The sequence below is a fragment of the Tardiphaga alba genome (genome assembly GCF_018279705.1).
GTDB classification, from domain to species: domain Bacteria; phylum Pseudomonadota; class Alphaproteobacteria; order Rhizobiales; family Xanthobacteraceae; genus Tardiphaga; species Tardiphaga alba.
This window is the reverse complement of the sequence record NZ_CP036498.1, coordinates 2,239,842-2,258,789: the sequence shown is the minus strand read 5'-3', so window position 1 is coordinate 2,258,789 and position 18,948 is coordinate 2,239,842. Positions and strand designations below refer to the sequence as shown.

9 protein-coding genes and 1 pseudogene are annotated in these 18,948 nt (G+C 61.3%); 2 read left to right on the top strand and 8 right to left on the bottom strand.

From position 1 onward, the window contains the following. Positions 1 to 118: 118 nt before the first annotated feature. From RPMA_RS10525 to RPMA_RS10500, 6 genes and pseudogenes are all read right to left on the bottom strand, one after another. Positions 119 to 3,246 (bottom strand): annotated as a pseudogene (locus RPMA_RS10525) (efflux RND transporter permease subunit). Positions 3,247 to 3,281: 35 nt separating this feature from the next. Beyond that, positions 3,282 to 4,418, bottom strand: a complete 1,137-nt coding sequence (locus RPMA_RS10520) for an efflux RND transporter periplasmic adaptor subunit (protein ID WP_211913602.1) — start codon at positions 4,416 to 4,418, stop codon at positions 3,282 to 3,284. Positions 4,419 to 4,673: 255 nt separating this feature from the next. Further along, positions 4,674 to 6,086, bottom strand: a complete 1,413-nt coding sequence (locus RPMA_RS10515; protein ID WP_211912757.1) for a CoA transferase — start codon at positions 6,084 to 6,086, stop codon at positions 4,674 to 4,676. 91 nt (positions 6,087 to 6,177) lie between these two features. Next, positions 6,178 to 9,528 (bottom strand): error-prone DNA polymerase, encoded by a 3,351-nt coding sequence (locus RPMA_RS10510; RefSeq protein ID WP_211912756.1) that lies wholly within the window; start codon positions 9,526 to 9,528, stop codon positions 6,178 to 6,180. Further along, complete coding sequence (locus tag RPMA_RS10505; RefSeq protein WP_408056546.1) at positions 9,525 to 11,117, bottom strand: Y-family DNA polymerase; 1,593 nt, start codon at positions 11,115 to 11,117, stop codon at positions 9,525 to 9,527. The genes RPMA_RS10510 and RPMA_RS10505 overlap by 4 nt, the downstream gene beginning before the upstream one ends. Then, positions 11,002 to 11,820, bottom strand: coding sequence for an ImuA family protein (locus RPMA_RS10500; protein WP_249225623.1), 819 nt, complete (start codon positions 11,818 to 11,820; stop codon positions 11,002 to 11,004). The genes RPMA_RS10505 and RPMA_RS10500 overlap by 116 nt, the downstream gene beginning before the upstream one ends. A 155-nt stretch (positions 11,821 to 11,975) precedes the next feature. On the opposite strand from RPMA_RS10500, the gene RPMA_RS10495 reads away from it, so the two are divergent. Beyond that, positions 11,976 to 13,217 (top strand): putative DNA modification/repair radical SAM protein, encoded by a 1,242-nt coding sequence (locus RPMA_RS10495; protein ID WP_211912754.1) that lies wholly within the window; start codon positions 11,976 to 11,978, stop codon positions 13,215 to 13,217. A gap of 173 nt (positions 13,218 to 13,390) precedes the next feature. Then, the gene (locus RPMA_RS10490; protein ID WP_211912753.1) at positions 13,391 to 14,851 is read left to right on the top strand and encodes a UdgX family uracil-DNA binding protein; all 1,461 of its coding nucleotides are present in this window, start codon (positions 13,391 to 13,393) and stop codon (positions 14,849 to 14,851) included. 127 nt (positions 14,852 to 14,978) lie between these two features. Here RPMA_RS10490 and cnbZ read toward each other — a convergent pair whose 3' ends face one another. Continuing rightward, positions 14,979 to 15,722, bottom strand: coding sequence for a 2-amino-5-chloromuconate deaminase CnbZ (cnbZ, locus tag RPMA_RS10485; RefSeq protein WP_211912752.1), 744 nt, complete (start codon positions 15,720 to 15,722; stop codon positions 14,979 to 14,981). A gap of 120 nt (positions 15,723 to 15,842) precedes the next feature. Beyond that, the gene (locus RPMA_RS10480; RefSeq protein ID WP_211912751.1) at positions 15,843 to 18,932 is read right to left on the bottom strand and encodes a MexW/MexI family multidrug efflux RND transporter permease subunit; all 3,090 of its coding nucleotides are present in this window, start codon (positions 18,930 to 18,932) and stop codon (positions 15,843 to 15,845) included. Between the last annotated feature and the right edge of the window lie 16 nt (positions 18,933 to 18,948).

Sequence of the window (18,948 nt, the reverse complement as noted above, 5' to 3'; positions counted from 1 at the left end):
CTGAGACTTTGACAAAGAAACACCCGTCGCGGTCTTCCAACAGAATGGAACCCGGCATGACGGTTCTAACAAGCGAGCCGCACTTTCGATCCAGCGCGGCCCAGCTTTATTGCGCGCCTTATGCCCGCTTCGGCCGCTTGGCAAAGAAGGTCATCAGCACCGGTAACGTGATGAGGATGACCAGCGGTGCCAGCATCATGCCCATGACCACGACAACGGCCAGCGGCTTCTGAACCTGCGAGCCGACGCCCTCCGACAGCGCAGCCGGCAGCAGGCCGACGCCTGCCACAATACAGGTCATGAGCACCGGACGCAGCTGCAGCTCGCCGGTCTTGATGACCGCCTTGATGCGCTCCATGCCCTCGTCGATGAGCTGGTTGTATTGCGAGATGATCAGAATGCCGTCCATCACGGCGATGCCGAACAGCGCGATGAAGCCGATGGCGGCCGACACGCTGAACGGAATGCCGAACAGGAACAGGCCGAGCACACCGCCGAACACCGCCATCGGGATCACGCTCATGGCGAGCAATGTGTCGGCCATAGAGCCGAAATTGAACCACAGCAGCACGCCGATCAGCAGCAGGCTGATGGGCACCACGATGGACAGGCGCTTGATGGCATCCTGCAGATTGCCGAATTCACCGACCCATTCGGTGCGCGAGCCCGGCGGCAGTTTCACCAACGCATTGACCTTCTCATGCGCTTCCTGGATCGCGCTGCCGAGATCGCGTTCACGCACCGAGAACTTGATCGGCAGATAGCGTTCCTGGTTCTCGCGATAGATGTAAGCCGCGCCGGAGATCAGGTTGATGGAGGCGACCTCGCTGAGCGGAATCTGCGTGATGGTGCCGTTCGGTCCGGGCGCGCCGATACGCAGGTTCTGGATCGCCTCGGCGCTGCGGCGGAATTCCGGCGCAAGGCGCACCACGATCGGGAAGTGACGATCGCTGCCGCCCTCATAGAGATCGCCCGCACTGTCGCCACCGATCGCCACCTTGATGGTGGCATTGATGTCGCCAGGCGCCAGGCCATAACGCGCGGCCTTGGCGCGATCGATATCGATCTGGATGGTCGGCTGGCCGAGCGAAGTGAACACCGCGAGGTCCGTCACGCCCTGTACGGTGGACAACACATCCTTGATCTCGTTCGCCGTCTTGGTCAGCGTCTCCAGATCGCTGCCATAGAGCTTGATCGAATTCTCGCCCTTCACGCCGGACACGGCTTCAGAGACGTTGTCCTGCAGATATTGCGAGAAGTTGAATTCAACGCCGGGAAATTTGACCTGCAAATCCTTAAGCAGCCGCGCCGTCAGCTCGTCCTTGTCCTTCGTCGTCGGCCATTGGGCAACGGGCTTCAACGGCGTGAAGAACTCGGCATTGAACAGACCAGCCGCGTCGGTGCCGTCATCGGGACGACCATGCTGCGACACCACCGATTCCACTTCGGGCTGCTCGCGGATGAAGCGGCGCATCTCGTTGACGTAAGTGTTGCCCTCCTGCAGCGAGATGGTTGGCGGCAGCGTGGCGCGGATCCACATATTGCCTTCTTCCAGCTTCGGCAGGAATTCGAGACCGAGCAACCGGATCATGATCGCGGTGGCCACCAGCAGTGCAGCGGCGATACCCATGACCATGGTGCGGCTCTTCACCGCCCAGCCCAGCACCGGCACATAGAGATGATGCAGCTTGCGGACGATCCAGGTCTCGGTTTCCTGCACATGCGCAGGCAGGATCAGCGCCGACAGCGCAGGCGTAATGGTGAAGGTCGCGATCAGGCCGCCGGCCAGCGCGTAAGCGTAGGTACGCGCCATCGGCCCGAAGATGTTACCTTCGACGCCCGACAGCGTGAACAGCGGCAGGAAGGCCGCGATAATGATTGCCGCAGCGAAGAAGATCGAGCGCGATACGTCTGCGGACGCACTGAGGATGCCGTGTTTCTTCATCCCCATGATCGTCTCGGGGATATGTGACTCTTCTCGGCATCCGATAGCGGCGTCGTCTGCGTCAGTCGCCTGAAGATCGCCTCCACCATGATCACGGTGCCGTCGACGATCAGGCCGAAGTCGATGGCGCCCACCGACAACAGATTCGCCGACTCCCCTCGCGCGACCAGAATGATGACGGCGAAGAACAGCGCGAACGGAATCGTGGCCCCGACGATCAGGGCGCTGCGCAGATTGCCGAGGAACAGCCACTGCAGGAAGACGATCAGCAGAATACCGACCACCATATTGTGCAGCACCGTATGGGTGGTGATGTCGATGAGGTCCTTGCGGTCATAGATGCGTTCGATCCGCACACCGGGCGGCAGCACACTGCCGTTGTTGATGGCGCGCACCGCTTTTTCAACATTGGCGATGGTCGGTGAACTCTTCTCGCCACGCCGCATCATCACGATGCCCTGGACGATGTCGTCATCATTGTTGAGACCGGCAATGCCGAGCCGCGGCTTCTCCCCCACCGTGACGGTGGCGACATCACGGATCAGCACCGGATTGCCACCTGTCTGCGAGATCATCGTGTTGGAAATGTCGTCGATCGAGCGGATCAGGCCGACGCCGCGCACCACGGCCGATTGCGGGCCGATATTGACGGTGTTGCCGCCGACATTGATGTTGGCATTGCCCACCGCGGTCAGCATCTGCGGCAGTGTCAGGCCATAAGCGACGAGCTTGTTGAAATCGACCTGGATTTCATAGGTCTTGGTCTTGCCGCCCCAACCGACGACGTCGATGACACCTGGCACCGCGCGGAAACGACGCTGCAAGACCCAGTCCTGCAGTGTCTTCAGATCGAGCACGCTGTAATTCGGCGGGCCGACGAGGCGATAGCGGAAGATTTCGCCAACCGGCGAGAGCGGCGAAATGCCGGGCTGCGCATTGTTCGGTAGCGGGCCGAGCTGCGCCAGCCGGTTCAGCACCTGCTGCAGCGCTTCATCATACGTGTAGTCGAATGAGAATTGCAGTTTGACGTCCGACAGACCGTAAAGCGAGATCGTGCGGATCGTCTTCAGGTTCTTGATGCCGGCGACCTGGGTCTCGATCGGGATGGTGATGTAACGCTCGATCTCCTCGGCCGAGAGGCCGGGAGATTGCGTCACGATGTTCACCATCGGCGGCGTCGGATCTGGATAGGCTTCGATGTTCAGCTGCTGAAAGGCGAAGATGCCGCCGATGAACACAGCGAGAAACATGCCAACCATCAGGAAGCGACGGTCGACAGCAATAGAGACGAGACGATCCATCCAGATCGGACCTTTCAGAGAAGCCGAGCTGGAACTTAGCTAGCGGAAGCGACGCGATCGATGAACAGACTTCCGCGGGTGACGATCTTCTCACCCGGCCGGAGGTTGCCGAACACTTCCACCAGGCCCGCATTGGTCATGCCGGTCTTGATGGTGCGCAGCTCGATGGTCTTGTCGTCATTGGCGACCCAGACGCGGACCTGATCGCCTTCATAGATGAGCGCGGTCTTGGGCACGCCGACAGTCGGCTGTTCGCCCGGTGCATAGATCGTCACCGTGGTGAACATTTCCGGCTTCAGCAGGCCGTTGCCGTTATTCAGCGTGGCGCGCACCTGCAGGCGACGCGTCGCGGGATCGAGCGCGGTGGCGACATAGTCGATCTTGCCGGTCATGACGCGGCCGGGCAGCGCCAGCGCGGTGAAGGTCATTTCCTGGCCGACCTGCACAGAGGCTGCTTCGGTCTCGCGCACATAGGCATTGAGCCAGACGGTGGAGAGATCGCCGATCACGAAGACGGGATCGCTGGCGCCGGCGCTGATGAACTGGCCGGGACCGACCTTGCGCTGAACCACGGTGCCGGCGAGTGGCGAGAACACGGTCGTTTCCGGATTGATGCGGCCCTTCTCCTGGAAGGCGGTGATCGCATCTTCCGTGAGGCCGAGAATGCGCAGACGATTGCGCGAGGCTTCGAGCGCGGTCTCGGCGGTGCGGAAATCGTTCTGCGTTTGCAACAGGGTCGCCTGCGCCTGCTGAAAATCCTTCAGCGGCACGGCCTTGCCTTCGAACAGATCCTTGGCGCGCTTGTCCTGGATCACGGCGAGATCGAGCTGCGATTTCGCCTTGTTGAGCGCCGTGACGGCCGCGACGAAATCATTCTGCGCGCCGACAGTGTCGGCCGCCTCGACCACGAAGAGCGGCTGCCCCTTGACGACCTGATCGCCCGGCTTGGCGAGCAGTTTGGTGACACGGCCTGCATAGGGCGAGAAGATCGGCGTGGATTTTTCTTCATCGACGGCGATCTTGCCCTCGGTGACCGATTCCGACCGGAACGACTTCACCGTCACTGGCTCGATGGTCAGGCTCGCCCATTCGGTCGCGCTTGGCGTGTAGCGCTGCGGGTTCTTGCGCGACTGGCTGGAGACGTCGGAATGCTTCTGGGGCGTCGCGGTCATCTGCGTATAGGCATAGCCGCCGCCGACGAGAATAACGGCCGCACAGGCGCTGATGACCAGCTGCTTGCGGCTGAATTTCGAAGATCCCTGGTTCACGTTCGTCACCTGCCGAGCCCTTGAATACGAGTCCGCTTATGCCGCGGCGTTTTGTCCCAATGCGCGCGCTATTAGTGCGCATATGGACGTGGAGACAATCAAAAAACGCAGGTCAGACCCGCATTTTCGGTTAAATTTTCAATACTCTTAAGATCAGCGTCATATAGCGGACCCCCATACCGGTGGGTGAGCCCCGAGTGGCATCGCTGGGCGGGCCCAATATGCCGGAGTGCCGCCTAACACGGCCGCATGACGAATAGCCGACAGGACACCAAAGCCCGACGGCATATCCTCAACAAATGAGGCTACGGCGTCACCACCGATATCCGGCGCATTCAAGCCGTTTTCAAGGCGGCCCATATCCCACAGCCACTTGCCGGTGCGGGCCAGCGAAACCTGAACGTGCCAGCTGCCGCCCTCACGCGCCTGACGGAGTTTTGCCATCATGGCGCCGAAGGCCATGAGATATCCGGTGGCGTGATCGAGCATCTGTGCCGGCAATTCCTTTGGGGCCAATTCTTGCGAATCTGCGACGCCGGCCGCCTGCCCTTCTGCATGATTGAAGCCTGTAGCGCATTGGACCAGTGAATCGAAGCCGCGACGCTGCGCCCAATGACCGCTGCGACCATAGGCGCACAGCGAGACATAGATGATGCCGGGACTTGCACGCGCAGCGTCGTCCGGCGCGAAGCCGCGCTTGGCGAGGGAGTGCGGACGATAGCCCTGTGAAAAGATATCGGCGTCTGCGAGCAGACCGCGCAACGCATCCCTGCCCTCATCAGTGTCAAGATCTGCAAAGCATGAGCGCTTGCCGCGGCCGGTGTCGATGGTGAGCCACGGGATCGCCGGCAGCTTCGGGCTGGAGACCAGCATGACCTCGGCGCCATGCGCCGCCAGCGTGCGGCCAGCGACGGGACCTGCAATGACGCGCGACAGATCTAGCACGCGCAAGCCGGCAAGCGGACGATCGCCGGCAGGCCACGGTTTTGGCGCGGCGTCGCCGATCTTGGTGATCTCGACCAGAGGCAGTTCGGCGATCGCCTGCGACTGCGGCAGTGCCATCCATTCATCGTGGCTGCGCATCAGCGCGACAACGCCGCCGGCTGCATAGACCGCGGTTTCGAACGCCGCGCCCTTCCACTGCATCAGCGCAGCCTGCACGGCGTCGCGCTCGGCTGCGCAGGACAGCACCTGGCAGACGGCGTCACGATGATGCGGGAAATTGGTGTGCAGGCGAACGAAGCGCCCGTCGCCGGTCTTGTAGACACCGGCAATCGCATCCCATGCAGGCGGCGGCGGATGGCCATCGCAGCGCAGATAGCGCTCGCTGCGGCATTCGACGACGGCGTGGCGCATATCGACGCTGACAGATTGCGCCTGTCCGCTGCGGGCGCGCCAGATCTCGGTAGCCGCGAGACCCGCTGCTGCGATGGACACCTGTGCAGCGGCACCGGTGCGGAACGACGACGGCAGCGCGGGCTCGTCGCCGGTCAGCACGACGCGATCCAGCGCGGTGCGATCACCGCCCAGATCGGTCCACAGCTCGGCAAGCATGTCGCGCGGCGTCTGCATCGTTGTCTGACCTGAGAGACGGTGGCTGACTCGCTGCAGCAGACCGTGAATGCATGATGCAGGTCAATGGCTGAACGGTTGCTGAACGACCTCAGTGAAAGTCGCGCGAGCGCGGCAGTATGCGGACATCGCGCGGATGGCGGATGCGCTGGGCGGGATTGTCGGGATGTTCGCGGCGATCGTCATTGAGTGGTTCGGCCAGAATCGGGCCAAGCGGTATCGCCGGGCGCGCAGCAAGATTGTCCGACAGGCGCTGCAGTTCATGGCTGCGATCCACCAGCCGCTCGGCGACGAGATGAACCACTCTCTCCTTGCTGCTCTGGATCCGGCCTTCGACCCAGATCAGCCGCGCCCCCATCACCTCCTTGCGAAACGTCTCCATCACCTTCGGCCACACCACCACATTGGCGATGCCGGTTTCGTCCTCCAGCGTCATGAAGATCACGCCCTTGGCGCTGCCCGGCCGCTGCCGCACCAGCACGACACCGGCGCAGCGTGCCGGCGTGTTGTTGGGAGACGCAGAGACCGCCGCACAGGTCATGACCTTCTCGGCGGCAAACATCGCACGCAAGAATTCCATCGGATGGCCTTTGAGCGACAGGCGCAAGGTCTGGTAATCCGCGACAACCTCCTCGGCGCGCGGCATCTGCGGCAGCGGCGCCGCGTTTTCATCGGGCTGCTCGCGCGCAGTCGCCGCCTCGAACAGCGGCAACGCCACATCATCCGGCAAGCGCCGCACGGTCCACAGCGCGGCACGGCGATCGAGGCCGATAGAGCGGAACGCATCGGCATCGGCCAACATGATCAGCGCGCGTTTCGGCAGGCCGGTATCGCGGGCAAAATCTTCCAGCGAGGTAAAGGCGCGCTTCTCACGCGCGGAGACAATGCGGACGCCCCAATCTTCGGAAGGAGACGGCGGATTCGTCTTGCTCTGCCTCAGTCGCTCCTCATCAGCATCAGCCCATTTGAAACCATCGATCTGGCGGAAACCGAGGCGGACGGCGTGATATTTGCCTCCGATGTCTTCGAGCGTGTTTTGCGAATGGCTGTACGAGACATCAATCGGATGCACCGTCACCCAATTTTTCTGCGCATCCTGCACGATCTGCGACGGCGCATAGAAACCCATCGGCTGCGAGTTCAGAAGGCCGCAGCAGAACACGTCGGGATGAAAGCACTTCAACCATGAGGACACATAGACAAGTTGCGCAAAGGAAGCCGCATGGCTTTCCGGAAATCCGTAGCTACCGAAACCCTTGATCTGATCAAAACAGCTCTTGGCAAAAACCGGATCATATCCGCGATTAATCATCTGATTGACCATCTTATTTTCGAAATTTCCGATGGTCCCGACATTACGAAATGTCGCCATAGCGCGTCGCAAGCCGTTGGCTTCTTCTGACGTGAACTTCGCTGCTTCGATGGCGATACGCATCGCCTGTTCCTGAAACAGCGGAACACCCCGGGTCTTTTTCAAGACATTCTTGAGCTCGTCTTTGTCACCGCCTTTTGGGTATGGATATTCGATATCCTCTTCGCGCATCTCCCTTCGCTTTAGATAAGGATGCACCATGTTGCCCTGTATCGGGCCGGGCCGCACGATGGCAACTTCGATGACAAGGTCATAGAAAGTCTTCGGCTTAAGCCGCGGCAGCATATTCATTTGCGCTCGACTCTCGACTTGAAATACGCCTAAAGATTCGCCACGCTGGAGCATCGCGAATACTGAAGGCGCATCATCTGCTTCCGCCTTGATATCCTTCAGTTCGTACCGCCGCCCCTTGTGGCGAAAAATAAGTTCGAAACAGCGGCGGATACAGGTCAGCATGCCCAGCGCGAGCACGTCGACCTTCATCATCTTCATCGTATCGACATCGTCCTTGTCCCATTCGATGAAGGTGCGGTCATCCATCGCCGCATTGCCGATCGGCACATAGGTGTCGAGATTGTCCTGCGTCAGCACATAACCGCCGACATGCTGCGACAGGTGGCGCGGAAATTCGATGAGCTGTATGGCAAGGGCTACGGCTTGCATGATGGCGGGATTGCTGGGATCGAGACCGGCCTGTTTCACCTGCATCTCGTTGAGGCCCTTGCCCCAGCTTCCCCATACGGTGTCCGCGAGAGATGACGTGACGTCCTCCGTCAAGCCGAGCGCCTTGCCGACATCGCGGATCGCAGAACGTGGGCGATAGTGAATGACGGTGGCGATGATCGCCGCGCGGTGACGACCGTATCGGCGATACACATATTGCAACACTTCCTCGCGCCGGACGTGTTCGAAATCGACATCGATATCCGGCGGCTCCAGGCGCTCCTTGGAGATGAAGCGTTCGAACAGGAGATCGACCTCGGCGGGATTCACCGAGGTGATGTCGAGCATGTAGCAGACCGCGGAATTCGCTGCCGAGCCGCGGCCCTGACACAGAATATTCTGGCTGCGTGCATATTGGACGATGTCGTGCACCGTCAGAAAGTAATGTGCGTATGCGAGCTCTCTGATCAGCGCGAGCTCCTTATGTAAGGTCGCTTCCAGCTTCCCATCGACCGTATTAGGAAAATGCCGGCGATAGCCTTCCCATGTCAGGTCTTCGAGATGACCTTGCGCCGTCTTTCCCAGCGGCACGGGCTCATCGGGATACTGGTATTGTAACTGACCGAGCGTGAAGGTGATGCGCTCCGAAAATCTGATCGTTTCGGCGATCGCATCCGGATAATCACGAAACAGCCGCGCCATCTCAATTGCCGATTTGAGATGACGTTCGGCATTGGCCTGCAGCCGGCGGCCGACCTTGTCGATGGTCGTCTTCTCACGAATGCAGGTCAGAACATCCTGCAGCGGTCGCTGGCTATAGGCGTGATAAAGAACCTCGTTGGTCGCGATCAGCGGCACGCGGGCCGTGCCTGCAATGCGTTCAAGCCGTGCGAGGCGGCGCTTGTCGTCGCCATGATGCCAAAAGCTGGCGGCGATCCATACATTGTCGGGACATGCTCGTGTCAGATGATCTAGCGTTTTGAGCGCAGTCACTTTGTCGAAGCGGTGCGGCAAAGAAAGGATGCAGAGTTGTCCTTCAGCAAAATCGACGAGATCGGCAAGCGTGAGATGGCAGCCGCCTTTATCCGCCTTCAGCTTTCCACGGCTGAGCAATTGGCATAGCCGCCCATAGGCGTCGCGATTCCGGGGATAGACGACGATATCGGGCGTGCCGTCGATGAAGACGAGACGCGCACCGATCAGCAGCCTCGGCGGATGCGGGATATCCTTGTTGCCCAGTTCATCATAGGCGCGCACCACGCCAGCCAGCGTATTGTGATCGGCGATGCCGATGATCGGTAAACCGATCTCACTCGCCTGTTGCACATAATTTTGCGGATGCGAGCCGCCATGCAGGAACGAGAAATTGGTGGTGATGCCGAGTTCGGCATAGGCTGGAATGGTCATGCGAACATCCCGTGCACGAACCATTTCGGATCGACGCGCTTCTCCTCTTTATCCAGGATTTCGCCATAGAGACCATCGCGAAAAATCCATAGCCGCTGCCCGATATCGTCCTCGATACGAAAGTAATCGCGGGTCGGCTGTGGCTCCTGCGAGCGCCACCATTCCATCGCGATACGCTCAGGGCCTTCAGCACGGCGCACGATGCGGTTGATCCGCCGCCATGTGAAGGCATGCGGCGGCTTGTCGGGAAATTCGGCGAGCGCGACATCAATCGGCTCGGGCCTTTCGAACAGGCGCAGCGGTCGCAGCGGCGGTTCGCCGATGATGCGGAGCGGCCATGGCGCCAATGAGGCTTCGATCAGTCCCCATTGCGCCGGCATCGGACCCGCTTCCCGCTCCGGGATATGCGTATCGACCGGCAGATGCACGAACACACGGCGCGGGCCGATCCGTGCCGAGAGACGATCGACGAGACCGATCACCTCGTCATTGTCCCGCGCACGGCTGTCGAGATCGCTTTGCTGCTGTACCACCACTTCGGTGTGGCTGGCGGACAGCCGGATCATGTCGAAGCCGAAGCCGGGATCGAGGGGATCGGCGATGGCATCGAGGCGTTCGCGAAACAGGCGATCGACGACCTCGACCCGGCTCACCGCCTGCCCTGTTTGGGCTGTGATCACGCGCACCACGCCATCTGTGCGAAAGAAAGCTGCTTCAAGCAGGCGCGCGCCTTTGCCCTGCTTGTCCATCGCGGCGATCAGCATGCCGGCCAATGACGTCAGCGTCGTGGTGATCACCGCATCAGTGGCGATGGGTTCGGGAAAGCGCTTTTCGACGATGTAATCCGGCAGCGGTTTTCGCGGAGAGATCGGGCTGTCGCCCTGCCCGAGTGCTGCTTCCAGCAAGGCGGTGAAAGCCGCACCAAAACGTGCGGTGATCTCGGCGCGGCCGCGCGCTGCGACATCACCGATGGTCTTGAGGCCCGCACGCCGCAAGCCACGCATGATCGCATCATCCGCGCCAAGCGGATAAAGCGGCAGCGGTTTTACAGCCTTCGCTTCATCACCGGCTGCTATGATGCGGCCATGCTTGTGGCGGCTGAGCGTGCGCGCGCAGACTGACGTGCCGGCAATCGCGGCACTGACGATGAAACCCTGCTTTGTCAGCGTGGCGCAGAGCTGCTCCATCAACGCCGCCTCACCGCCGAACAGATGTGTGCAGCCGGTGATGTCGAGAAACAATCCATGTGGCGCATCGAGCGCCACAAGCGGCGTAAAACGATCGCACCAGTCGGCGATGGCATTCAGCAATTCCGTGTCCGCGACGGGATCGGCATCGCAGACATCGATATCGGGACAGACCGCGCGCGCATTGGCGAGCGGCATGCCGATCTCGAGGCCGAGCTTTGCCGCCGCATCGTTCAGCGCGGTGATCTGCCAGGCATTGTTTTCCTTCGCGGCTACGATCAGCGATCTATGCGCGTCGTGCAACGCGCCGCTGCGGGCGCGCTGGCGCTTGATGCGGTCGGTCGGCAGGCGCGGTAGCCACAGGCTGAGAATGCGTCTTCCCTGCTTCAGACTCGGTGTCACGGAAAAGGCACTCATCACATTTCCATTCCATGATCCATCGGCCGGTCTGGCCATGGCGATTGCGAACGAGATTGACGTCGAGGACCGGTGCGCCCCAGGCTTCCCATGGCGCTGTCGGCGGCGAACGCGCGGCCTGCACCACCCAGCGCGTCTCGGCTGTGCTGACCATCGGCAAGGCAGACGTCCGCAGCATCACGCAAGAGACGCCGGAGTTTTGTGCGGCCAGCGTATATTTGCGGCTGGCGACCAGATCGAAGGCGCGCACCTCGCCCCACAGATCGAGGATGACGGTGCCGAGCGCATCGCAGGCCAGCGCATCGGCGCCGACGCGCAGCGCCATCTCATGATCGGCCGCCGCGACCAGCACGATGCCGCGCGGATCGAGGCCGAGTTCCTTCAGCCCGCTCATCGCCAGCGCACCGCCTTCGCGGGCAACGAAATCCTGCCGGATCCACAGCAGCGGCTTAGCCCTGCTCAGGCGCTGCGCCATGCCGGCAACGAAGCCCGTCGCGGCGCCGATCTGCCGTGTCTCCAGCGCGAAGACTTCATGCAGGGTTCCGCGGATAAGGCCGCCCTGCAGCACTTCATCCGCCCCGGCATGGCCCAGCGCCACGCGATCGAGGCGCGTGGTATCTTCATGCCCTTCGATGCGCTCTATGCTGCCGCGCAAGCGCGCAAGCGTGTCCGTGCGTGCGCCGGTCATGCGCCGCTCCTCAAAATCTTTGCCAGTGATGGGTTTCCAATGAACCCGTTACTGGCTCATTTGTTCATGATGTGTTCTATATAACGACGAGAGGCTCGGCTGAGTCAATCGGGACAGCGACCCATATTTTCGCAGCGGTATTGGAAGGGACTGACATGGACGTGAAGCGCAAGCTGGAGATCCTCGCGGATGCCGCCAAATATGACGCTTCATGCGCATCAAGCGGCACCGAGAAACGGGATTCCCGCGACGGCAAGGGCATGGGCTCGACCGATGCAGGCATGGGCATCTGTCATTCCTATGCGCCGGACGGCCGCTGCATCTCGCTGCTGAAGATCCTGCTGACCAATGCCTGCAATTACGATTGCCTCTATTGCGTCAACCGCGCCTCCAGCAATGTGACGCGGGCACGCTTCACCGTGGATGAAGTGGTGCAGCTCACGCTGGATTTCTATCGGCGCAATTATATCGAGGGGCTGTTTCTCTCATCGGGCATCATCCGCAGCGCCGATTACACGATGGAGCAAGTGGTCGCCGTCGCGCGAAAATTGCGCGAGGAACATCACTTTCGCGGCTACATCCATTTGAAGACCATTCCCGAAGCCGATGAGGCATTGATTACCGAGGCTGGCAAATATGCGGATCGGCTTTCGATCAATATCGAAGTGCCGGATGAAGGCAGCCTGAAGCAACTGGCGCCGGAAAAGGACGTGCGCGCGATCCGCCGCACCATGGGACGTTTGCGTCTCAAGCTGGATGAAGCCCGCGAGGGCGCCAAGCCGACGCCGCGCGGCCGCACGGCGCCGCGCTTTGCGCCGGCCGGCCAAAGCACGCAGATGATCGTCGGCGCCGACAGCGCCAATGACGCGACCATCATCAAGACCTCGGCCAATCTCTATGGCTCCTACAATCTGAAGCGCGTCTATTACTCGGCCTTCAGTCCGATCCCCGATGCCAGCCGTTCCTTGCCGTTGCGCGCGCCGCCCTTGATGCGCGAGCATCGGCTCTATCAGGCCGACTGGCTGATGCGTTTCTATGGCTTCGATGCCGACGAGATCGTGGCTGGCGATAACGGCATGCTGTCGCTGGACATGGATCCGAAACTCGCCTGGGCGCTGCGCCATCGCGACCGTTTCCCGCTCGACATCAACCGCGCCAGCCGCGAGGATCTGTTGCGCGTGCCCGGTTTTGGCGCGCGGGCTGTGCAGCGGATCATCGAGACGCGGCGGATTTCGGCGATCCGCGTCGGCGACCTCGCAGCGCTGCATATCCCACGGAACAAGGCGCTGCCGTTCATCGTTCTTCCTGATCACCGACCGGCAACGGCGCTGCTCGATGGCGCCAATCTGGCGGAGCGGTTCAAGCCGAAGGCGAAGCAACTGGGATTCGCCTTTTAAGCGCGCCCCACATCCTCCGCCGTCATCCTGAGGTGCGAGCACTGGCGAGCCTCGAAGGATGGTGTTTGGCGCAGTCAGAGCCCGCGGCCGTCCTTCGAGGCCGCGCGTTGCGCGGCACCTCAGGATGACGGGAGAGTTTGTGGTGAGATTGTTGAAGACGAGAGTGTATTGACATGCACACCATCATCCTCGATGGCGAGACCGATTTCGATGGCTGGCGCAAGGCGGCACGTCTGCTGGCGATGAATGCCGTTGCGCCTGCGGATGTGACCTGGCTCGTCGCCGGCGGCAATGAGCCCGAACTATTGCCCGCAACACAGAGCGCACCGCTCGAAGACATCCGCGGCACCTTCAATGTGCCGGCGCAGTTCGTCGATCTCGCAAAATCCGTGATCCTGCATCGCGATCCCCAGCGCTTTGCCCTGCTCTATCGCATGCTGTGGCGGCTGCGCAGCAATCACGATCTGCTGCAACTGGCGACCGATGCGGACACCGCCAAACTTGAGAGCATGGCCAAGGCGATCCGCCGCGACGAGCACAAGATGCATGCCTTCGTGCGCTTCCGCGAAATCGGCCGCGATGCCAAGGCGCATTTCGTGGCGTGGTTCGAGCCGGAGCATCACATCGTCGAACTCAGCGCGCCGTTTTTCGCGCGGCGCTTTGCCGACATGTCCTGGTCGATCCTGACGCCGGATCTGTGCGCGCATTGGGACGGACACAAAGTGTCGTTCTCGCCGGGCGTAGATAAATCCATGGCGCCGTCGAGCGACCGGCTCGAAGAGGTTTGGCTGACCTATTACGCCAATATCTTCAATCCCGCGCGTCTGAAGACCATGGCGATGCAGAAGGAGATGCCGAAGAAATACTGGCGCAACCTGCCCGAAGCGGCGCTGATCAAGCCGCTGATCGAAAAGGCGGAACGTGTCACAGGCGAGATGATTGCCGCGGAAGCGCTGGAGCCGAAGAAGCCGCAGCGCCGCGAGGACATCGTGCCGCGATCACACACCGCATCGGATGAGCATTCAAACGACAACAGCCTCACCGCATTGCGCGACGAAGCTGCCGATTGCCGCGCCTGCGCGCTTTGGAAGGATGCCACCCAGACCGTGTTCGGCGAAGGGCCGAAACAGGCTTCGGTGATGATGGTCGGCGAACAGCCCGGCGACAAGGAAGACCTTGCCGGCAAGCCATTTGTCGGGCCGGCCGGACAGATGCTCGACAAGGCACTGAAGGAAGCCGGCATCGTCAGAGACAAGGTCTATGTGACCAATGCGGTGAAGCATTTCAAATTTGTGCCGCGCGGCAAATTCCGGCTGCATCAGAAGCCCGCAACGCCGGAAATTAAGGCGTGCCGTCCTTGGTATGAACGCGAGAAGGCGTTGGTGCAGCCGGAGCTTGTCGTCGCGATGGGCGCGACGGCTGCGCAGAGCGTGTTCGGCAAGATCGTGCCGGTCGGCAAGACGCGCGGCCGCGTGATTGATCTGGAGGATGGCACGCGCGTGCTTGTGACCGTGCATCCGTCCTATCTGCTGCGCCTGCCGGACGAAGATGCGCGGCTGCGCGAATATGCGAATTTTGTCGCGGATCTTCGCATTGTCGCCGCGCATCTCAGTGCCTCACCGCGCGCCGCTTAGTCTGTCATCCCCGCGAAAGCGGGGATCCATAACCTCCGCAGAGCTAATTGGAATGCCATAGCCTGCCGTGTTTTCATTATCTCGACAGCGTGTATGGATCCCCGCTTTCGCGGGGATGACATGGGAGTTAAATCACGATCTCCCGCATTACGCGGCGTGTATCCATTTCGAATTCGAGATCGACCACGGGCGGCCGTGCGAAGTGCCAAGTCATGCCTTGGCGTGCGGCACCGCGTTTCACGAGTTCATCCGCCACGACCGGGTGGAAATCCTGCACCGTATAGACCTGTGTCACCGTCGTATCCTTCCAGCTGAAGCCGAAAGCGCTGAGACGCTCTTCCATCGTGTTCATCGTCATGCGCGCTTTCTCGCGCAAGGCATCCGCCGACGTTTCGCGGTAGCGCACGATGCGCTCGGGATATGTGCCAGCACCACCGCGCGCTTCCGCGCCGCCTGCGATGACGAAGCTTGGTCCCGCGCCCTTCGATTCCCGCACGAAGGAAAACGCGTAGAACGACGGTTCGCTCGGCGGATCGATTTCGAGACAGACATTGCTGCGCGCGACGGGATTATTGGTGCCGTCGAAGATGCCCCACTCCGCAAGCGTCTTCACATAATGTTCGTTGAACTTGCGAAAACCGGCTTCATCGACAACGCCCGGCGAGCGCAATTCGCAGGCGCAGAACGATGTGAGTGGACGACCTGCTGCGCGAATATAGTCGGCGATGCGCGCAAAGCCTTCGGCCAACGGCAACCACCTATCGAAGCGGACGCGTTCGACCTCGTAGCCAGGCAATGCTGCAGCGCCGCTCGAATACTGAAACAGTGCGGGAATGTAACGATAATTGCCGGGCGTGAAATCGCGCGTCATCGAGGGGGCTCCTCCGGGGGCGTCCGCCTCAAAACGCAAATGGCGGATCGATTTTGTCGATCCGCCATCCAACCTCAATCCATCTAAGCCTGCAAGCTCAGCGCCGCAAGGCCCGATGCGTCACGTCGTCTTTGCATGCTTGAGATCGAAATCGGCGATCTCCTTGGCGCGCTGGCTTTCCTTGCCGGCGCGGTGGTCGGTAGCGATGGCCACATAGACCGCGGGCAGCACGAACAGCGTGAACAGCGTGCCGATCATCATGCCCGCCACGACCACGAGGCCGATGGAGAAGCGGCTGGCAGCACCCGCGCCCGACGCGGTGAGCAGCGGCAGCAGGCCGGTGACCATCGCCGCGGTCGTCATCAGGATCGGACGCAGACGCACGCGGGCGGCCATCTCGATCGCGGAGCGGCGATCGAGACCTTCCTTGAGCTGGAGCTCGTTGGCGAACTCCACCATCAGGATGCCGTGCTTCGAGATCAGGCCGACCAGCGTCAGCAGGCCCACCTGGGTGTAGATGTTGATCGTCGCCATGCCGAAGAACAGCGGGATCAGCGCTCCCGAAATGGCCATCGGCACCGAGATCATGATCACCAGCGGATCGCGGATCGACTCGAACTGCGCCGCCAGCACCAGGAAGATGATGATCAGCGCGAAGCCGAACGCCACCGCGAGCTGGTTGCCTTCCTGCACATACTGGCGCGAGTCAGCCAGATAGTCGTGGTTGAAGCCAGCCGGCAGTTTCTTGGCAGCTGCCTCCAGGAAGTCCACCGCCTGACCAACGGTGACGCCCGGCATCGGCACGGCCTGGAAGGTCGCCGAGTTCAGCTGGTTGAAATGCGACAGCGCGTTCGGATTGGTGCCGGTTTCCACCTTCACCAGTGTCGATAGCGGAACCTGCTGGCCCGTGGCGGTCGGCACATAGTAGTTGGCCAGCGAATCCTGCGAGATACGCATGCCGCGCGGCACCTGCGGGATCACCTGATAGGAGCGACCTTCGAGGTTGAAGCGGTTGATATAGTTACCGCCGAGCAGCACCGCGAGCGTATTGCCGAGGCTCTGCATGGTGACACCGAGATCATTCGCCTTCGACCGATCGACGCTGACGCGCACCACCGGCTGGTTGAAGTCGAGATCGCTGTCCGAGACGATGAACAGACCGCTCTTCTGCGCTTCGGCCTTCAGCTTCACCATCTCCTCATAAACGGACTGGAAGCTGCCGACGGTGTTGATCACCATCTGGATCGGCAGGCCGCCAGGACCGCCCGGAAGCGCCGGCAGGTTGAACGCGAAGGCATTGACGCCCTCGATCTTGCTGAGCTCGTTCTGCACGGGCTGCTTGAGCTGGTTGGTGGAGCGCTTACGCTCGTCCCACGGCTTCAGCAGCATGCCGGCGATACCGTTATTCGGACCGTTGATGCCGTTGATGATGAAGCGCAGATCGGTCTCCGGGAACTGCGCGAACGCCTTGTCCATCTTCTCTCCGTAATAATCGGAGTAGTCGATATTGGCGTATTTCGGCCCCTTCGTGATGGCAAACAGGATGCCCTGATCTTCCTCCGGCGCCAGCTCCTTGGATGTGTTCACATACATGAAGCCGACGAGACCGAGGATGACCACCGCGAACAGCGCGGTGATCGGCCGGTAGTCGAGCGAACGGTCGAGCTGACGGCCATACCAGCGCGTCACCGCGCCGAACACCCGGTCCACCTTCTTGGCAAACCAGCCCGGCTCCTCCTGCTTCAGCAGCACCGAGCACATCATCGGCGACAGCGTCAGCGCGATGACGCCCGACACGATCACGGAGCCTGCGAGCGTGAAGGCGAATTCGCGGAACAGCGCGCCGGTGAGACCGCCGATGAAGCCGATCGGCGCATACACCGCCGCCAGCGTGATGGTCATGGAGATGACCGGACCGATGATTTCGCGCGCGCCTTCAAGTGACGCCTGGACCGGTGGTTTGCCCTCCTCCAGATGGCGATGGATGTTCTCCACCACCACGATGGCGTCGTCCACCACAAGGCCGATGGCGAGCACCATGGCGAGCAGCGTCAGCAGGTTGAAGCTGAAGCCGGCCATCAACATGAGACTGCAGACGCCGATCAGCGACAGCGGGATCGTCACCACCGGAATGATGACCGAGCGCAGCGACGCCAGGAACAGGAAGATGACGACGACGACGATGACCACCGCTTCGATCAGCGTATTGCGCACCTCCTCGATGGACGAGGTGATGAATTTGGTGGAGTCGTAAGCCACCTTCATCTTCAACGACGGCGGCAGGTTGCGCTCGAGTTCGGGGAACAGGTCGCGTACGCCCTTGACGATGTTGAGCGGGTTGCCCAGCGGCGTCGATTTCACGCCGATGAAGATGGCGCGCTCGCCCGAGAAGGCCACCGACGCGTCGGTGCTCTGCGCGGCCAATTCGACGGTGGCGATATCCTCCATGCGGACGAAACCGCCATCCTTCGCCTTGATGATCATCCGCTTGAATTCACCGACATTCTGCAAGTCGGTATTCGCGGTGACGTTGGAGACGATGTAGTAGCCCTTGGTCTGGCCCGCCGCTGCCTGGAAATTGTTGGAGCGGATGGCATTGACCACGTCGTCGGACGACACGCCGCGACCATTCATGCGCTGCGGATCGAGCCACAGACGCATGGCAAAGGTCTGGCCGCCCAGGATTTCGGCATTGGCCACGCCGTCCACCGTCGATAACACGGGCTGCACGGCGCGCGTGAGATAGTCGGAGATCGCCGAGCCCGAGAGTTCGTCACTGGAGAAGCCGAGATACATGATCGCGGTGGTTTCGCCGGTGGACTTCAGGATCACCGGGTCGTTGGCTTCACGCGGGATCAGATATTTGACCGAGTTGACCTTCGACAGCACTTCGGTGAGCGCCGCATTCGGATCGACGTTCAGCTTGATGTAGACCGAGATCAGGCTCTGGCCCTGGGTCGAGGCCGAGGTCATGTAGTCGATGCCTTCGGAGGCCGCGACAGCCTGCTCGATCGGCGTGGTGATGAAGCCCTGCATCAGGTCCGGCGACGCGCCCGGATACACCGTGGTGATGGTGATCACGGTGTTGGTGAGCTTCGGATATTGCCGGATCGGCAGGCTGGTGGCCGCCTTGAAACCGATCAGCAGGATCAGCAGCGAGACCACCACCGCCAGCACGGGGCGCTTGATGAAGATATCCGTGAAGGACATGCGTGTGTGCTCCCCG

Bases quoted from the DNA above. Each gene is read 5' to 3' on its own strand.
- RPMA_RS10480 (WP_211912751.1), bottom strand. From the start codon at position 18,932: ATGTCCTTCACGGATATCTTCATCAAGCGCCCCGTGCTGGCGGTGGTG.
- RPMA_RS10495 (WP_211912754.1), top strand. From the start codon at position 11,976: ATGGACGTGAAGCGCAAGCTGGAGATCCTCGCGGATGCCGCCAAATAT.
- cnbZ (WP_211912752.1), bottom strand. From the start codon at position 15,722: ATGACGCGCGATTTCACGCCCGGCAATTATCGTTACATTCCCGCACTG.
- RPMA_RS10515 (WP_211912757.1), bottom strand. From the start codon at position 6,086: ATGCAGACGCCGCGCGACATGCTTGCCGAGCTGTGGACCGATCTGGGC.
- RPMA_RS10500 (WP_249225623.1), bottom strand. From the start codon at position 11,820: ATGACCGGCGCACGCACGGACACGCTTGCGCGCTTGCGCGGCAGCATA.
- RPMA_RS10520 (WP_211913602.1), bottom strand. From the start codon at position 4,418: ATGACCGCGACGCCCCAGAAGCATTCCGACGTCTCCAGCCAGTCGCGC.
- RPMA_RS10510 (WP_211912756.1), bottom strand. From the start codon at position 9,528: ATGACCATTCCAGCCTATGCCGAACTCGGCATCACCACCAATTTCTCG.
- RPMA_RS10490 (WP_211912753.1), top strand. From the start codon at position 13,391: ATGCACACCATCATCCTCGATGGCGAGACCGATTTCGATGGCTGGCGC.